16 protein-coding genes are annotated in these 17,711 nt (G+C 42.0%); 4 read left to right on the plus strand and 12 right to left on the minus strand.

Annotated elements, in window-relative coordinates; all coding sequences use genetic code 11:
- The first annotated feature begins 408 nt into the window (after nucleotides 1-408).
- Nucleotides 409-1,344 (plus strand): MBL fold metallo-hydrolase, encoded by a 936-nt coding sequence (locus M3180_RS15300; RefSeq protein WP_251669062.1) that lies wholly within the window; start codon nucleotides 409-411, stop codon nucleotides 1,342-1,344.
- A gap of 121 nt (nucleotides 1,345-1,465) precedes the next feature.
- Here M3180_RS15300 and M3180_RS15305 read toward each other — a convergent pair whose 3' ends face one another.
- The 10 genes from M3180_RS15305 to M3180_RS15350 all read right to left on the minus strand — a co-directional run bounded on the left by M3180_RS15305 (nucleotide 1,466) and on the right by M3180_RS15350 (nucleotide 12,695).
- Complete coding sequence (locus tag M3180_RS15305; RefSeq protein WP_251669069.1) at nucleotides 1,466-2,413, minus strand: alpha/beta fold hydrolase; 948 nt, start codon at nucleotides 2,411-2,413, stop codon at nucleotides 1,466-1,468.
- 309 nt (nucleotides 2,414-2,722) lie between these two features.
- Nucleotides 2,723-3,190 carry a hypothetical protein gene (locus M3180_RS15310; protein WP_251669071.1) on the minus strand — a complete coding sequence of 156 codons (468 nt, stop codon included), beginning with the start codon at nucleotides 3,188-3,190 and terminating at the stop codon, nucleotides 2,723-2,725.
- A 27-nt stretch (nucleotides 3,191-3,217) separates the two neighbouring features.
- Nucleotides 3,218-4,333 carry a hypothetical protein gene (locus M3180_RS15315; RefSeq protein WP_251669073.1) on the minus strand — a complete coding sequence of 372 codons (1,116 nt, stop codon included), beginning with the start codon at nucleotides 4,331-4,333 and terminating at the stop codon, nucleotides 3,218-3,220.
- 712 nt (nucleotides 4,334-5,045) lie between these two features.
- Nucleotides 5,046-7,475 (minus strand): heavy metal translocating P-type ATPase, encoded by a 2,430-nt coding sequence (locus M3180_RS15320; protein WP_251669075.1) that lies wholly within the window; start codon nucleotides 7,473-7,475, stop codon nucleotides 5,046-5,048.
- A 78-nt stretch (nucleotides 7,476-7,553) separates the two neighbouring features.
- Nucleotides 7,554-7,760, minus strand: coding sequence for a copper chaperone CopZ (copZ, locus tag M3180_RS15325; protein WP_251669076.1), 207 nt, complete (start codon nucleotides 7,758-7,760; stop codon nucleotides 7,554-7,556).
- Between the two features lie 94 nt (nucleotides 7,761-7,854).
- The gene (locus tag M3180_RS15330) at nucleotides 7,855-8,187 is read right to left on the minus strand and encodes a metal-sensing transcriptional repressor (protein ID WP_251669084.1); all 333 of its coding nucleotides are present in this window, start codon (nucleotides 8,185-8,187) and stop codon (nucleotides 7,855-7,857) included.
- Nucleotides 8,188-8,499: 312 nt separating this feature from the next.
- Entirely contained in the window at nucleotides 8,500-9,348 is an 849-nt protein-coding gene (locus M3180_RS15335; RefSeq protein ID WP_251669086.1) for a carbohydrate ABC transporter permease, read from the minus strand.
- Between the two features lie 3 nt (nucleotides 9,349-9,351).
- Nucleotides 9,352-10,320 carry a carbohydrate ABC transporter permease gene (locus M3180_RS15340; RefSeq protein ID WP_251669087.1) on the minus strand — a complete coding sequence of 323 codons (969 nt, stop codon included), beginning with the start codon at nucleotides 10,318-10,320 and terminating at the stop codon, nucleotides 9,352-9,354.
- Nucleotides 10,321-10,381: 61 nt separating this feature from the next.
- A complete protein-coding gene (locus tag M3180_RS15345) occupies nucleotides 10,382-11,800 on the minus strand; it encodes a type 2 periplasmic-binding domain-containing protein (protein ID WP_251669089.1) in 1,419 nt (472 codons plus the stop codon).
- Nucleotides 11,801-11,906: 106 nt separating this feature from the next.
- Nucleotides 11,907-12,695, minus strand: a complete 789-nt coding sequence (locus M3180_RS15350; RefSeq protein WP_251669091.1) for a response regulator transcription factor — start codon at nucleotides 12,693-12,695, stop codon at nucleotides 11,907-11,909.
- A 563-nt stretch (nucleotides 12,696-13,258) separates the two neighbouring features.
- Between M3180_RS15350 and M3180_RS15355 the strand changes: the two genes are divergently transcribed.
- Genes M3180_RS15355 through M3180_RS15365 form a run of 3 tightly spaced genes read left to right on the plus strand, consistent with a single transcriptional unit; the run spans nucleotide 13,259 to nucleotide 14,988 of the window.
- Nucleotides 13,259-13,588 (plus strand): PadR family transcriptional regulator, encoded by a 330-nt coding sequence (locus M3180_RS15355; protein ID WP_251669093.1) that lies wholly within the window; start codon nucleotides 13,259-13,261, stop codon nucleotides 13,586-13,588.
- Nucleotides 13,581-14,138 (plus strand): HAAS signaling domain-containing protein, encoded by a 558-nt coding sequence (locus M3180_RS15360; protein WP_251669095.1) that lies wholly within the window; start codon nucleotides 13,581-13,583, stop codon nucleotides 14,136-14,138. Before M3180_RS15355 ends, M3180_RS15360 begins: the two co-directional genes overlap by 8 nt.
- A 1-nt stretch (nucleotide 14,139) precedes the next feature.
- Nucleotides 14,140-14,988, plus strand: coding sequence for a DUF4097 family beta strand repeat-containing protein (locus M3180_RS15365; RefSeq protein ID WP_251669097.1), 849 nt, complete (start codon nucleotides 14,140-14,142; stop codon nucleotides 14,986-14,988).
- A gap of 59 nt (nucleotides 14,989-15,047) precedes the next feature.
- Here the strand turns inward: M3180_RS15365 and M3180_RS15370 are convergent, their stop codons facing one another.
- Both M3180_RS15370 and M3180_RS15375 read right to left on the minus strand, forming a co-directional pair.
- Complete coding sequence (locus M3180_RS15370; RefSeq protein ID WP_251669099.1) at nucleotides 15,048-16,616, minus strand: glycoside hydrolase family 43 protein; 1,569 nt, start codon at nucleotides 16,614-16,616, stop codon at nucleotides 15,048-15,050.
- A 23-nt stretch (nucleotides 16,617-16,639) separates the two neighbouring features.
- Nucleotides 16,640-17,638 (minus strand): endo-1,4-beta-xylanase, encoded by a 999-nt coding sequence (locus tag M3180_RS15375; protein ID WP_251669101.1) that lies wholly within the window; start codon nucleotides 17,636-17,638, stop codon nucleotides 16,640-16,642.
- Between the last annotated feature and the right edge of the window lie 73 nt (nucleotides 17,639-17,711).

Genomic DNA, 17,711 nt, shown 5'->3' on the forward strand with positions numbered 1-17,711 from the left:
GGAGATTTGCCGCTGGCTTCCTTCAGATTCCACCTCGCGATGGACACCCTTGCCTTAAGCTATGGCTACTACTGCCTTCACCATTCGGGACTTGAACCCTAGAGATAGCGCCCATGCTGGGCACACTGCTAAAAGTACTCCGCCATCTTAATTGTGGCGGAGTACTTTTTTATTCTATTAGTGGTATTTAAGCTCTACTAGCTTAGCTTTACTTAAACTTAACCTAATATAGCGGATGATAAACCAATGCTGATCGTATATATAAATCGATCCTACTGAATTTGATCCCATTGCTAAAAAAGCACATAATAGTACTAGGTATGTACTAGATTTATTCATGCCTATCAATGATCGTCATCACCTACTTTTATAAATGATTGATCTTCCGAAAGGAGTCTGCGTTAAACTATGCGAAAACGTTATGTGAATTTAGATGGCTCGACGAATGCCAAGTCTTTCTCTCAGATGCAGCAATGGCAGAAGGAACGACGCGCTAAGAAAAAGGATTTATCGTTTCAGCTGCCTCGCGTCGCTCCTGACATTGATTTTTTAACGAATAACCGCGAGCAAACATCCGTCACCTTTATCGGGCACTCCACCTTTCTTATTCAGCTTGGCGGATTGAATATCGTGACAGATCCAGTGTGGGCAGCACGTATGGGCTTTGGTGCAAGATTGAATGCTCCTGGCGTGCCGATCGATCAGCTGCCTCCGATTGATGTCGTTGTTTTATCACATGCACATTACGATCATCTTCATCTAGCTAGCTTAAAACGACTGCCAGGAGATTATATGCTCCTAGTTCCCGAAGGCTTAGGAGATTGGGCGAGACGCAAAGGCTTTGCTCGTGTAGAGCAGCTATCGTGGTGGTCAGAAAAGCAGATCGGAGAGGTAACCTTTGGCTTTGTGCCTGCCAAGCATTGGACGAGACGTACACCTTGGGATATGAATTCGTCACATTGGGGTGGCTGGGTGATGCAGCACCAGCAGCAGTGCATATACTTTGCCGGTGACAGCGGCTATGATGATTTATTCTCTAAAATAGGTGAGCGCTACAGCAATATATCCGTTGCTTTGATGCCAATCGGGGCATATGAGCCGGAGTGGTTTATGCGTGATTCGCATATGTCGCCAGAGGAAGCGGTGCAAGCGTTCATTGATATTGGTGCAAGCATATTTGTGCCGATGCATTATGATGCTTTCCATCTTGCTGATGATACGCCTAAGGAAGCACTTGATCGGCTACTTGCTGAGTGGATTAAACGTGAACTGCCAGCTGAGCGGCTTTGGACGATGGAGCTGGGGAGAACAAAGATATGGAATAAAGACTTCGAAATGGTATGATCAAGCATTTCAACTATCAGATTGGCATTATATTGTAATATTAGAAAGGATAGAGGTTCTAGAAGTCTATGAGCCTCTATCCCTTTTTTACTCATTTACATGGTAAGAAACTAGAACTGCTTTAGTTTAACAAGCTTTTTATAGCTTCAACTACGACATGCGGCTGATAAATCTGAATGGAATGCCAGCTATCCTCTACCATTATTCGTTTCGTTCGTTTCGTTAAGTTTAACAGTTCCTCTTGACTCTTTTTCCAATCCTCACTTTGTTTTCCAGCTGATAGAACGATGACAGGCATATCCTCCTTGAGCGGAGGAGCATTTTTCAACTGAACGGCACTTTCTTCTGTACAAATCAATTCCAAATATACGGCTCTAAAGGCTTTATTACTACGCCCTAAGGCAGTTACTTTACTTTGAATATGAGTAGGTAGCCTATTTGCCCCGATATGTCTTTTCAATAATCGCGGAAGGCCAATGGGCGACAATAAATAACCCAGTCTAAACAACCTCAGATTCTTTTCTCTTTCCACGTTTCTGTGTTGGCTCATGCTATGATCGAGATATCGGCTTTCATGAGTCGAGTCAACAAGGATTAGCCCCTTCACTTCCTCTGGATGTTGGGCTGCAAATAACCTCATCATCATTCCACCGTATGAATGCCCGACAAGGATGTACGGCGGTTTGAGATTCATTTCGTTTAGCAATAGACGTAGCTCCTGAACATAATTTTGGCAAGTAGCTCGATCCATTGCTCCTGTACTCCAACCAAAACTAGAACGGTCATAAGAGATTACTTTTGTATGTTTTGATATTTCTGGCTGAACTAGCGACCAATCTAATGAGAAGCCACCCATGCCAGACTCTAGTATTACGGTCGGTTGATCATGTTTAGTCTCTCCAGTCACGACTGCATGCAGACTACGCTGACCTATGAGATAGAGCTGCCCTTTTGGTTTGTTCTTATGTAGCTGATATTGGGTAACCAGAGTTTGACAAATGGATAATGGGAAACCAACTACTGATATTGCTGAACGAACACTTCTTTCGATAAAAGGTATCTGAGCCATACTGCTCCCCCTAATCGTGAACTATTATTATTCAGGTCATTCAATGTCAGTTAAGGAACGTTCTTGGATTTTTCTCAAGGTTCGTACTCATTACTCATTCCTTCCTAATCATATACAGGTACTGTTGTTAAACTTACCAGATAATGTTTCTTTTATTTTTATCTAAAAGAACTACACCGTCATCTTTCCCACCTAGTAAATTCGAAGATCAACTACATATCCGTTTACCTACAACAAAAATAATAGAAGGGTTCACTCCCAAGTCATTATGACAGGAGTGAACCCTTTTATCTAATGCGTCATCGGTGTCTACCGATCGCCATACAAAAGATTAACCACTTTTTTTGTATCATCTTCCGATTGAGCTGGTGCGATGATGTAATGGTTGTCGTCGTTTAAGTGGATCGAGAAATATTGTAGATCTTCAGCTATTTTTATATCTCCAGACATTCTGTTGAGATTAGATGACAATGCAGCGATGTAGCTCCCGCTCCCCTTGTCAGAAGAAATAATTTTGTGCGTAGTCCCATCTATTATCACTTCACCACTTAATTTGTAGTTGGAGAAAAACTTTCTCAACGAAATATCGACTTCAACTGTAACATTCTGCTCACTTATCGTGGTTGGGATTGTTTGACCATCCTCGATAATGAAATTCTCCACATACATCCCAGGAAGCTCTGTAGCTATCTTTTCATACTTAATATTAGAACCGATAAAAAGAATGATAAGTACACAGACAAGGATTAGTATTGGCCATAATATTTTTTTCTTCAAGATAGTTGCCTCCTGTTTATTTCATTCTTAATACATATGCGCGATAAAAGTAGGGTTATGCAAGTTAATAGTGATTTGATCATTCCCCATGGATTTACTTTTCAGTTTAACTTTCGTTAAGGTTCTCTTATCTGCATACCCATTATTGTATGCAGAATTGGCAAGCGAAAGTGAATTGTTATAGTCACCATATTCTGTTAGGTTGCCGTCAGTACCATCGTTATAAATTTGGTTGTTGCGGATAATGTACGCGTCAACATTATATGCCACATTTACATAGTTTGTAGATAATGCAAAGAACCAGTACTCACTCGATGTGTTGTATACAAATACAAACTTAACCGTAGTTAGCGTTTGCAAGTGTGCCACCGTTGCATCACCAGTGGAAGAAATGGAGTTCGTAGGTTTGCTAGAGAACAATAACTCCCATGGCAGCAAGTCGAATTTCTTAAGGGAAGCCCCGATTAATTTATCTACATAAATAGACAGGACTTCATTTATCCAATAGGTCGCTTGCGTGCTTCCCGAGCTAAATTGGCTATAGACCGTTTTTGTTTGGTTTTTACTAAGGTATGGATCATTGCCTTTGTACATGAAAGTTAGATGGTATTGTGTTTTACCAGAGTAAGTCGTTGCATACCCTGTGACATTATACATGTAATTCCATGTATCAATAATATCTTCCATTTCATCATAAATGCTGCTCGTTGAATAATCTAGTTGAAGTTTATCCTCGAAAGCTTCCGGATTGCTTTTTAGGAATTCTAGTAACAATTCTTTAGAAGGTTTCTCAACGCCTAATTTAGCTAACTGTGTATCAATAGATTGCATCTCTGCATCAATTTGTGACATTCGAGCATGCGAGGAATCAAGTAAAGATTTTTTGTTCGTAGCCGTTGCGTAGTTTTTTGAGATATATTCATTCTTTTTCTCTAGGATTAGTTTTTCATTGTTGAGTTTCATAATCTCCGTTTCAAGCTGTTCGATTTGCTTCACAGCAGCTGTACTTACCGGTTTCAGACCAGATAGCTTACTGTCAGCAGAACGAAGATCGAAGGAATTTGCTGAGGCTGTTGGTGCGACCAGTAAAAAGACTAAAACAAAAGACAGGATAACATTTAACCTACGTTTTGTACCTAACATGAAATCAACTCCTATTATATAGTATATCTGAATCATCTCAGATGGTAATAGGATAGCATTACTAATCATAGTATCGAATAATCTGTCATAAGTTTACATTTTTACATCATATTCGGATGTTTTTATAGGCCTTATTCATCTTAACTGTTACTTATTACCTAACACTGTAAAGGTAGAATCATTACGCAAGCATACATTCTTCACCACAGAATCCGCGACGCTGCACATGTAATTTCAGTTATTCCGAAAAACAAATAATTTTTTTTGTGGAATAACTGGCTTATAGTTACAGACTGGATAGAATAAGTTTTAGACTGAACACTTAATTGAAACAGCGACAGCCAAGGATGAGAAAATAAAATCCAAGACTGTGACTGTTTCAGTGTACTACTATTCTCCTTTAAACAATCAACTTCTCCATTTTCGCAATATTTAATGTCATTAAGGATAGACGTTCAACATCATAACAATCTAAAAACAGCTTACGATCTCTGTAAGCTGTTTTTATATATCAAGGTAATCAAAGAAAGGAGATTAATAAGGATGGATTATATACTAACTATGGAAGATATGGAGAGAATAGATAAATAGTATGCACTTGCTGAGAAAGAGATTGACATTATTTAATCGACATTATTGGCGCGGAAATGGTATGTTATATTTTTTGCGGATAAGATACCTGCCACTGCATAGCAGTGGCAGGCGGTAATGACTATTTTAACTTCACTCGTTGTAAACGTAGTGCGTTCAATACTACGGACACAGAGCTGAATGCCATCGCTGCGCCCGCTACCCATGGAGCAAGCAAGCCGATCGCCGCAATTGGAATGCCGACCGTATTATAGGCAAATGCCCAAAATAAATTCTGTTTAATATTACGCATTGTTTTACGACTCATGACAATCGCATCGGCTATACTGTTTAAGTCGCCTCGAATGAGTGTAATATCTGCAGCTTCCATCGCAACATCGGTACCTGTGCCAATCGCCATCCCGATATCCGCTGTTGCAAGTGCAGGAGCATCATTAATCCCGTCACCAACCATCGCTACCTTCTTACCCTGCTGCTGCAGCTTTTTCACTTCTTCTGCTTTACCCTCTGGAAGCACTTCCGCAATTACAACATTCACACCGACTTCTTTTCCGATAGCTTGAGCTGTACGTTCATTATCACCAGTCATCATAATGACGTTGATGCCCATATCTTGCAGTCTGTGTATTGCCTCCCGCGAAGTATCCTTGATCGTATCTGCTACAGCTACTAGTCCTGCATATTGTCCATTAACACCAGCTAGCATCGCTGTTTTGCCGCTACGTTCTAGCTCCTCCATCTGAGGGAGAACTGCTTGAATATCGATCCCATATTGCTGCATCAGTTTCCTTGTTCCGATTACAACACCTTGACCTGACACCGTTGCGATCACACCGTAGCCTGGAATGGCCTCAAAAAATTGAACATCGCCAAGTGTCATTCCCTTCTCTTGAATCCCTTGAACGATTGCTTCCGCTAACGGATGCTCCGATTGCTTTTCCGCTGCACCGATCAGAGATAAAAACTTCTCTTCATCTTGACCATCGGCAACGAGAACATCTGTTAATACAGGCTTACCATGTGTAACAGTCCCCGTCTTATCTACGACAACCGTGTCAATGCTTTGCGTTTGCTCTAAATGCTCCCCACCCTTGAACAGGATACCAAACTCTGCAGCTCGACCCGAGCCTGCCATAATTGAGGTTGGTGTTGCTAGACCGAGAGCACATGGGCAAGCAATTACAAGTATTGCAATTAACACTTCAAGCGCTGGTGTAAATTCACCAGGTGTCACCCATATTATCCAAATGAGGAAGGTAACCAAAGCAATTCCTACCACAATAGGGACAAATACTCCTGAAATTTGATCGGCCAACCGCTGAATCGGCGCTTTTGAACCTTGCGCATCCTCGACGACTTTTATGATTTGGGCTAATGCGGTGTCACGCCCTACCTTTGTCGCTGTCATTTTAATAGAGCCATTTTTGTTAATGGTTGACCCGAATAATAGATCGCCCGCCTGCTTATCTACTGGTAAGCTTTCTCCAGTTAACATCGATTCATCAACAGAGGTCATGCCATCTAAAACTTCGCCGTCTACTGGAATTTTTTCGCCTGGCTTCACTAAGATCGTATCACCCATCACTACTTCCTCAAGCGGTACCTCTATTTCAGCTCCATCACGTATAACGACGGCTGTCTTGGCTTGAAGCCCCATTAGCTTCTTAATGGCTTCAGATGAACGTCCCTTTGCCCTTGCTTCGAACAATTTGCCTAACAGAATTAGTGTAATTAATACTGCACTTGTCTCAAAGTATAGGTGTGGACCGTGGTGCGTTCCGCTTGTTACAATCGCTTGATATACACTATAAAAATAAGCTGCTGACGTGCCCATCGCAACAAGTACATCCATATTCGCACTACCATTACGAAGTGCTTTATAGGCACCTACATAAAACTGTCTTCCGATTATAAATTGGACCGGTGTCGCCAGTAGCATTTGGAACCACGGATTCATGAGGAGATCCGGTACATATAAAAACGATGTAAATGAAAAGTGCCCCACCATCGTCCATAATAGCGGTAAAGATAAAATCGCTGATAGAATGAATTTGCGCTGTTGAGCTTTAATATGCTTTTCGCGGTGGTCGACTTGCTCTTTCTCGTCTTGCTTCTGATGCGCGCCATAGCCTAGCTTCTCTACCCTTGCAATGATGTCGGCGATGGTTACTTCTGAAGGATTGTATTCGATCGTGGCTTTTTCAAGTGCTAAGTTAACGTTAGCTACTGCTACGCCATCTAATTTATTTAGCCCTTTTTCAATCCGGGTCGCACAGGCTGCACATGTCATGCCGGTAATATCAAATTCTGCCTTTTGCTTTACAACGCCGTAGCCAAGTAGCTCAATTTTCTTCTCGAAGTCTTGCTCACTCAGTTTGGTAGGGTCGTACTTAATCGATGACTTTTCTAAAGCTAGATTAACCGTCGCTTGCTCAACTCCATCCATTTTATTGAGTCCTTTTTCTATGCGTGTCGCACAAGCTGCACAAGTCATTCCAGTTATTTGAATACTCGCTTCCTTCATCGCTGCACTTTTGTCTGCTGTGCCCATAATCATGTCACCTCTTCTATATCGAATACCCCTATAGGGTATGTAAGTTTGAAAATAAGAGAGTGCTTCTATAGCACTCTATTCTACCCCGTAGCCTTGATCCTCAATCGTTTCTTTGATTGTGTCTAGGGATACTTGCGAATCATCAAAAGTTACGTCAACTTGACCAGCATCTAGCTTTACAGTAACCTGGTCAACACCTGCTAACTGACCAACGCTACCCTCAACCGATTTTACACAATGTCCACAGGACATACCTTGTACATGTAATGTTACATTTTTCATCGTACTCTCTCCTTTATCTGTAGCATATCTGTGTCATACAAATACTCTATGGGGGTATAAGGAAGATAAAAAAATTTATTTCCCTCTAGCTATGTTATCTTTTCATTAGCTTATGAATCGTCCCTACTAACTCGTCTAAAATCTCTTCATCGCCTTCAGAGAGACGATCTACTACACAGCCCTTGAGATGACCCTCAAGAAGAATTTTGGCAACACTATTTAAAGCAGATTGCGTAGCGGAAAGCTGCGTTATGACATCGTCACAGTAAGCATCCTTATCGATCATGCCTTTAATGCCTCGAATTTGGCCTTCGATCCGATTTAATCGCGTCGTTAAATCCTTCTTCACGCGTTCAGGATGATGGCTCTTACGACAAGACGTACTATCCTCGGTATGACAAGCTACTTCCTTCGATGTTTCCTCCATGTAAGTCAACCTCCTATCTTGATTTTATACTACCATACCCTAGCAGGGTATGTAAAGTGGCAAATATACTACGACATGAAATTCTTTTTACCCTTTGTTTATTATGTAACTGCTCCATAAATCTAATGTCACTGCGCTTCTTCTACACAATGTAAAGAACCTACCTGTGACGGTAGGTTCTTTAATAAAACCATATGGATATACTGCTCACCAACCCAGATTTATACTCCCCGGAATCGTATCGTTGATTTACATGTAATCAAAGCTTATTAAATAAAGTAAATCAGCCTAAGTACAATGCTCTTGACCACCTTATTCCTTTACGCCACCAAGTGCCACGCCTGCAATAATATATCTCGACAACAGGAAGTAGAACACAAATAGTGGCAATACCGTTAGGGAGAGACCTAAGTAGATCGATCCAAACTCCGTTCTATAAATATCTCCCCGCAGTAAGCTAACCATAATAGGTAAGGTATACTTATCCTTCTGTGTTAGTAGAATAAGCGGTGTAAATAGATTATTCCAGCTAGCTACAAACACAAAGATAGCTTGCGTTGCCAGCGCTGGTACCATAATTGGTAGAATAATTTTATTGTAGCCATAAAACTCACCTGCACCATCAATACGCGTTGCCTCTACAATTTCGAGTGACAGCGTAGCAAGCAAATATTGACGCATGAAAAACACGACTGCCGGCGACGCTATTGCAGGTAATATCAGAGGAAGAAAGTTGTTTGTCCAACCTAGCTGGTACATAAATTGAAAGAAACCTATCGCACTCGCCTGCGCTGGAATCATCATGACGCACAGAATAAAAGAAAAGAATGGCTGACGAAGCTTCCAGTTGTACGCAACAAGCCCATACGCGGTTAGTGCAGAGAAGTAAACTGCGCTTATCGTTGTTCCTGCAGAGACAATAAACGAGTTTAAGAATCCCTTGAACGGATCAAAGCTTTTATCAAGCAATACATTCCAGTTCGTCCATAAATGCGTGGACGGTATTAATGAAAGGCCGCTCTGTATCTCCGGTGTAGAGCGTGTAGCATTGATAAACATAATATAAAAAGGCACGATACTAAGTAAGGCGAAGAAGATACATACCGCGTATACGATAGCCTTGTTTATAGAGAAAGATTTTTTGTTCAGCAATGTCTCCATGAATTACACCTCTCTTGCGGCCGCTTTTGCAGCTTTTCTATTCTTCTTTTCTGCTTTCTTCAATTCTGCTGCATCACGGTCACGCATGAAGTAGAACAGAATTAAGGAAAGCACTACAGCGATAATAAACATAATCATGCTCGCTGCCGCAGCACGATTATACATATAAGTTCCTCTGAACGCTTGGTTATAAATGAACACAGATGCGGTCTGCGTAGCATTATCTGGTCCGCCTGCCAAGAACAGCTGCGGAATATCAAACATTTGCAGGCCACCAATCATCGATGTAATAAGCACATACAGAAGAATTGGTTTCAAGATCGGTAACGTAACACGGAAGAAGGTTTGTACATCTGAAGCACCGTCAATCGTTGCAGCCTCAAAGAGTGTTGGATTAATTCCCATTACACCTGCAATTAGAATGATCATTGTATTTCCATACCACATCCAAAATTGGATAAACCCAACTAGACCACGAGCAGTCGCTTTATCTTGTAAAAAATTAATTGGCGATTCTGATATTCCCACCAATTCATAGAAGCTGTTCACGGGTCCCATTGGATAGGCAAATAAAGCACTAAATAATACAGCAATTGTACCTGCTGTAATGATATTCGGCATATAAAGCAAAACCTTAAATGTGCCTTGACCTTTAATATTAAGGCGGCGATTAGTAAACCATGCAGTAAGCAATAATGCCAATACGATCTGTGGAATAAAGTTAATAATCCAGATTAGGCCAGTGTTATATAGTGATTTCTTAAAGGAAGCGTTGTCAAAAAGCAAGTCCTTAAAGTTCTGGAAAGGATTATCGAGAAATTGGATAGGCTTTGGGATTACTCCCTTCATATCAGTAAACCCAATGATCGCAGTATATAAAGTTGGGTATAACGAGAAAACTGCGAACGCTATAACAAACGGTAAGCAGAAGATATAGCCATATTTTGCATAGCTGACTCCTTTTTGCCGCATCTATACCACCTCATAAGTTGAAATAAGGGGCGGGAATACTTCTCGCCCCTTTGTTACTATTCTATTCGCTTTCGATACCCAATTGGTCTTTCACCTGTGCTTTGAAATCAGCAAGTGCTTGCTCACGGCTCTTGTTGCCCGCTGTGTATTCACGAACTTGATCACGCCAGATTAAGTTAATAGATTCGTCATACTGTGTTAAGTTTTTACCTGTTGCATTAGCGTTAGCTGGAACGAATACATCAAACATATTCTGTCCGCCTAACAAATCAACTTCACCGTTAGATTTATCCATAACAACAGAGGATGCTACGCTATCCTTCGTACCTTGCTCGCCTTCCTTCATTGTTCCATTAGCCCAGAAATATTGAAGTCCTGTGTCTGAAGAATCAAGTGTTACCCACTCAATGAAGTCAGCCACTGCTTGCTTCTTAGCTTCATCTTTTAGAACATTTTGGTTAGCTAGCAGCCATGTACCGCCCCAGAAGAAACCTTCAGGAGATTCAGCAATCGCCCAGTCGCCATGCGTATCTTTTACTTGACCGTTCATTACGTAGTTAATAAGCCATGCCGGTCCGAAGAATCCGAAAATTGGTTGGCTTCCAGTACCAGACATGTCTGCATACCATGATTCCGTCCAGTCTTCTGTATCGTTATGATAGCCATTATCTTTAAGTAGTTTTGCTTTATCCAAGAAATCCTCACGCTTAGGATCGATATGAAGCTTGCCATCTACAACCCAGCCTTTATCGGAACTGTTCTCAAATGCGTGCCAAATATCGCCGTCACCAGAAACAATACCGTAGCCTTTTTCTTTTAATTTTGCAGCTGCTTCAAAGAATTTATCCCAGCCAGGGCCGATTTCATTTTTAATCACTGCCGGATCATCCGTTCCAAATGTATCTTGAGCTAAGGAACGACGATAAATAAATGCTCCACCAGTCGCTTGATAGCCAAGAGCTTTCAGTTGACCTTCTTTACTACCGATATCAACCGTGTATTGAGCGATTCCAGCGTCCTTTACCATATCATCCGTTAATCCAAGATCTGCGTAATTAGCAGCGTAGTCTGACGCATCACCTTGAGAATATTTAAGAACAAATGCTGCTTCTGCTGCATAAATGTCTGGAGCGTCTTTTCCACCAGCCGCTAGTGCTTGGTCAAGTGCTGGTTGGTATGCCCCATCCGTTGTAGCAATAATAGTCGTATTAAATTCAACGTTAAGATCAGGATTCAGTTCAAGATATTTCGTTGTCATATTAGGAATTTCATCCGTAAAGCTCCAAAGATTGATCGTGATTTTTTCTCCGGAAGATGAATTCCCTGAGGATGAAGAATTGTCAGTAGTAGACGGAGTATTAGTAGAAGAATTGCCAGTGGATGAATTGCCATTGTTAGTTCCGTTGTTGCCACTACTGCAGGCTGCAAGCATAGATGCTAGTAAGACAATGATAGTAGTTAGAGTTAGAATGCGTTTCATAGTGAACCTCCCTTTATACCTCTTACTGTATTTTTGTAACCGCATTCATATTATAGTGCTTCTAAATAGTGGTTAAAAGGCAACGATATTGGGAAAAGTTCCAATATTATTGGGTCATTCCTTCTATACTTGTCATTTCCTTCCTATAATGCCTCGGGCTCATCCCTTCATTATCCTTAAATACTTGGATAAAGTATTTTGCTGTGCTATATCCTACCTTTTCAGCGATTTCCCATATTGGCATACTTGTCGTGATCAGCAGCTCCTTCGCTTTTTGTAATCGTGTGCGCGTCAAATAGTCACTAAACGTAACGCCTGTCTCCTCCTTGAACAGCACGCTGAAATAGCTCGCATTCAGATGGAAGTAGTCTGCTACCTGCTTCATGCTAATCGCTTCATGAAGATGCTCATCAATATAAGTCATCGCCATTTGAATTTGCGGGCCAAAACGAGCTTCCTCGCTTCGTACTTCAAGCAGCTTAGGGTCGACTAACTTCTCGATCGTATGAAGGCGTTCCATACTTCTATCAAGCTCTAACGCTTTTTGTATCGTTTCAATTAATAACGTTTTACCTATCGGCTTAACAAGGTATTCGAACACGCCAAGCTGCAGTGCTTTCTTCGCGTATTCGAACTCAGCATAGCCAGACATAACGATTACAACCGGTAATTGCCTATGCGAAGCCAACGCTTCCAGCATTTGAAGTCCGTTAATTTCTGGCATACGGACATCCGTAATAATAATATGAACGGTATTCTCCTCAAGCCACTTCAGTGCATCGACTCCACTCGGAGCCGTTTCAATCCGATGCTTGCCTGCTGACCAGACCTCTAACGTTTTCTTTATGCCTAGTCTTGTGCGCAGCTCGTCATCTACAATTAATATCGTTTTCATAATAGTCAGTTCCCCCTTCTTGAATCTTGCTCATTCGCTAACATTATTAATAACCCCCGCTCCTCTACAATGTAGAGATGCAGAATATTCAAATTTATATGTATTGGAATGTATTCAATTAATCCAATCATTTATGAAAGCGGTTTCAACACTTTACATTGAAAAAATAATCTACTAGTCGAAGTCACAATGCCTATAGCGTTCATCGTCAATGTCCTTCTCCTTTTACTTAGCATATCACATTATTATCTCTAGTTTACCTCGTATTAATCACTATGAACTAAATGTACCATTAAGCTAGAACTAGCGTCTATATTAATTTCTTATATTATATGAGCAGTTTCCAACTTTTTGAAGTAACAGCTGATCGCTGGCTGTTGCCATCTCTCTCTTCGCAAAAAGCCTATATATTATACAAATTTACCTATTTTATAAAAAATAGAAAAAATCAATTGTAAAAAAATACATAATTGGTTATGATGATTAACAGGTAGTGAATATAATACAGTAGTGAATGATAATTCCTACATCGAAGTGTTCGTTGATAAATGTGAGGTGAGTATGTGGATATTCATGTTCAATTCAAAAAAGGTGCGTTGGAGCTTTGTGTCTTAGTGCTAATACATCGAAAGCCTTGCTATGGCTTTGAGCTAGCCCAGCAGGTCTCTCAGCATATTCAAGTTGCCGAGGGCGCGCTTTACCCATTGCTAAGAAGACTTGTAGCAGACGGCCATTGTTCAACGTATTTACAGGAATCTAATGAAGGGCCACCGCGAAAATATTACGTTCTTACCCCTGAAGGAGAGCAATATATGAATACCATGGTTGAGGAATGGGATAAATTCGTCTCGAGTGTCTCCAAATTACTAAAGGAGGGTACAGCCAATGAATAAAGCGCAATTTTTAACGATATTGCGTAAAGAACTACGTGCTTTGCCGCAAAAGGAAAGAGATGAGCTAGTAGAAGACTATGAGCATCACTATGTCTTTGGTCAAAGTGCAGGCAAGAGTGAAGAGGAAATCTCGGCGGAGCTCGGCGATCCAAATGAAATAGCTGCAGAGGTGTTGGCGGAATATGAGCATCGCAACCCCATTCAACATTCGATAAGCAGCAGAAATAACCGTTCACGTACCATTATGGCGTGTATTGGGCTTTTCATCCTTAATTTTATGGTTTGTGTTGTACCACTCGGCTTATCGGTATGGGCGGCATGGCTGAGTCTTTTTGCTGGCTCCATTATAGTCGTCCTCTCCCCCTTTGCTGCTATAGTAGATTTTATTACTAACGATTATTATGGCGGTGGCAAATTATTCGCATCGATTGCGATGTCGGGGATTGGCATCATGTTGTCTATTGGTCTCTTTTCGTTAGGAGCCATGCTTAAGAAAGTGACCATTTCCTACGTTCGTTGGAACTTAAGCGTCATTAGAGGGGGAAAATAATATGAAGAGAAAGCTTTGGATTTTAGCCTTCCTACTCGTTGGTGTAGGCATTATTGGATTAGCGTTTAATAAGTTTCAGATCGGTGATGAAGGACTCATCCGTGTTGAAAAAAGCTGGTCTATTCAAGGCAATGAATTGAACGAGCTGATCGTAGACGGAGCTTCATCTGACGTGAAGATCGAGTTTATCGAGAGTGCAAGCGAGACCGCTAATATATCCATCTCAGGTAAAGTTGAGCCAGTTGTCGCCGAAAGAATAAAAAACACTGTCGTTGCGCATGAAGCATTAAAATTAGATTTGGAAACGAACGGTAATATGAGATTTGTCCAGTTTGGCTTCACCGATACAGAAATCAACATTCAAGTAAGCATGCCAAAGTCTGATGAACTCAATCATTTACAAGTGTCGATGTCCTCTGGCAATGCAAAAGTAATCGGCGCAGCTGTAGATTACATCACACTAGAATCTAAATCAGGGAACGCAACAATAAGCGATATTCAAGCGATCGAAGCTGCAATTAGCTCACAATCAGGGAATCTTAAGATAGAGAACATTACGAGCAAACTAATGGCATCAACTGACTCCGGTAATATTAATATTAAAACTCTCACCGGAGAGCTAGATGCGGATTCCAAGTCTGGCAATATTACAATTAACCAAGAGGAATCTAGTGATGCTACGGTCACGACTTCTTCTGGTGACGTAAAGTTTATTGCTGCTAACAACTTTGATGGCTTCTATGATGTAAGAAGCAACTCGGGGACTGTGTCAGCTCCAGAAAACAATGGAAATTCTGACGAGATCATTAAAATAAAAACCAGCTCAGGGAATATTACAGTTAAGCAATAGCAAAAATCGGGATGCCCATGAACATGGATGCATCCCGATTTTTTGTTATAAAGTGAGTATTACAAAGCCTCATACTTGAAAACCGCAAAGCGAGCAGGCGCTGATGCCTGTTCCTTCGTACCGTGTGCGTACATTCCAACCGTTACACCTGTAAACGTCGTTCCGGAGTTTGGCGAGATATCACTTGCCGGAGCTGCTGCAAGCTGAATCCAGCTCTCTCCATCCAAGGAGTAAGATAGGCTATACTCCTCTTCAGTCGCCTGAATAGCAAGCTTAATCCCTCCGTTGCCGCTGAACGCCGTAGCATCAATCGTTGCGAGAGTGTGCTCTGCACCCGCATTACGCATAAGCGTCGCTTGCACACTGAGCTTGCCGTTCTGCTGTACTAAGCCGATTGCAAAGTAGTTGTTATCACTCAATCTAGCAGCAATACCTGCCTCCTCACCATCCTGTACCGGCTCGTAGGCGAGCGTTGTCTCGACACGCATCGCATGATGCAGCTGTCTGCGACATACATACACAGTGTTCTGCCCATCATGAAGTGTGTTCGCATTACCGACGAGAGTCAGATATCCTTCATGCGCACTTAAGCTAACTGCATCCGCAGCAGGCAGTACACGTGAGTAGATCCAGTCCAAGCTAAGCGGTGCTTCTGATGAGAACGCCGTAATCAGCTGCTTCGGCTCTTCCTGCTGTTTAATGATCTGCTCCGAGGTGCTGCTCGACGGTACGGTTACCTGCATCTGCAGTCCAACATGCCCTTCATTGTTATCGACCATCGGCCATCCATCTACCCAAGTAACTGGTGCTAGAAATGTCTCGCGACCTAGCACACTGCCTTGCTCATTGCGCAGACGTACACCTAGAAACATGACCCACCAGTTGCCATCTGTATCATCAATTAGCTCAGCATGACCTGTATACTGTATTGGATGATCCTTCAGTCCATTATGCGTCAGAATAGGATGCTCCAGCAGCTCAAACGGGCCATACGGATTGTCACTGCGACCGATAATTTCACGATGCTCCGGTCCAGTTCCGCCTGAGGCGGTCATCATATAGTAAACACCGTTAATTTTATATAGATGTGGTCCTTCGACCCATGGTCCTTCATCGCCTTCGAAAACAACGACTGGTTCGGTTAGCGCTTCGCCTGTTTTCGGATTAATCTCATATTGAATAACATGAGACGTCTCTGCAAAGCCAGACTGCACTGATACGTACACCTTGCCATCATCGTCAAAGAACAAGGATGGATCGATACCACCATGAGGAATGAGAATTGGATCACTCCAAGGTCCCGCTGGATCCGTCGCTGTGACGAAGAAATTACCGATGCCGTATACATCTGTCGTAATCATATAGAATAAACCGTCATGATAACGAAGCACAGGCGCGTAAATTCCCTGAGAGCTTTTACGGTTAAGCAGTTGCACCTGACTTTCCGAATGCAGCACATGGCCGATTTGCTTCCAGTTCACTAAGTCCTTACTGTGGAAAATCGGCACACCAGGAAAGTATTCAAATGTGCTCGTTACGAGATAGTAATCCTCACCAACACGAATTGCGCTTGGATCAGGATAAAAGCCAGACAATACTGGATTGCGGTAGTGCAATGTTTTCGTCATTCTTATTACTCCTCCGTCCGAACCTACTTAGCAAAATCAGTAATACGCCAGAATGATTCCTTAGGCTGATGCTTCTCATCAAATACAAATGGCCAGTTTTTACGTCCTCTTACAGGGAAATTATCCAGCCATGTATAGTCCTCGGCTGCTCCCCAGAAGGTTATTGCAGTAATGACATCCTTATACTCACGGAACAGCTGGAAAATTTGATCGTAACGCTCTGCCTGAAGCTCAAGCATCTCCTCAGTCGGTGCCGTCAGATCTGTTCGGCGATCCTCATGATCGAACACTGATACATCAAGCTCTGTTACTTGAAGCTGCAAGCCAAGTGCAGCATACTTCTCAATCGCTGCGCGAATATCTTCGATGCTTGGTCCCTTCAAGTTCCAATGACCTTGCATGCCGATGCCATGAATCGGTACATCCTGATCAAGCAGAGATTGAACAAGCTTAATAATTTTGTCGCGTTTTACAGGATTGCACTCATTGTAGTCGTTGTAGAACAATATCGCATTCGGATCTGCTTCATGCGCAAAGTGGAAGGCTTTAGCGATAAAGTCCTCTCCCACCTGCTGCAGCCAGCGAGAATCACGTAAATATAGATCGCTTTTATCCTCGATAACTTCATTCACGACATCCCAGCCATAGATGAGACCTTTATAGCGACCAACAACGGTATCGATATGCGATTTCATACGTGCAAGCAGCTGCTCACGTGTTGCAGGCTGACCATTGTCACCCTCAAACACCCAATCGGTGGTTTGATTATGCCACACGAGCGTATGCCCTCTCATTTTCATACCGTTTGCTTTAGCAAAATCCATTAGCTTATCCGCCGCATCAAACGTATACAGCTTCTCTTCAGGGTGAACGCTTACAAATTTCATATCATTTTCAGCCGTAAGGCTATTAAAATGCGTCTGAAGGAGCTTTTCAGAACTTTTGATTGTAGTCAAATTAACTGCCGCACCAATATCAAAGTGATCCTTATACACTTCCCAAAGCTTCGGTACCTGTCTCATACTATCGTTCTCCTCTCAATGAGAAAATTTATGATCGCGCGTACATTACGAAGGGAGCCTTAGTAGTAAATTT

The organism is Paenibacillus camelliae (assembly GCF_023715345.1).
Lineage (GTDB): Bacteria > Bacillota > Bacilli > Paenibacillales > Paenibacillaceae > Pristimantibacillus > Pristimantibacillus camelliae.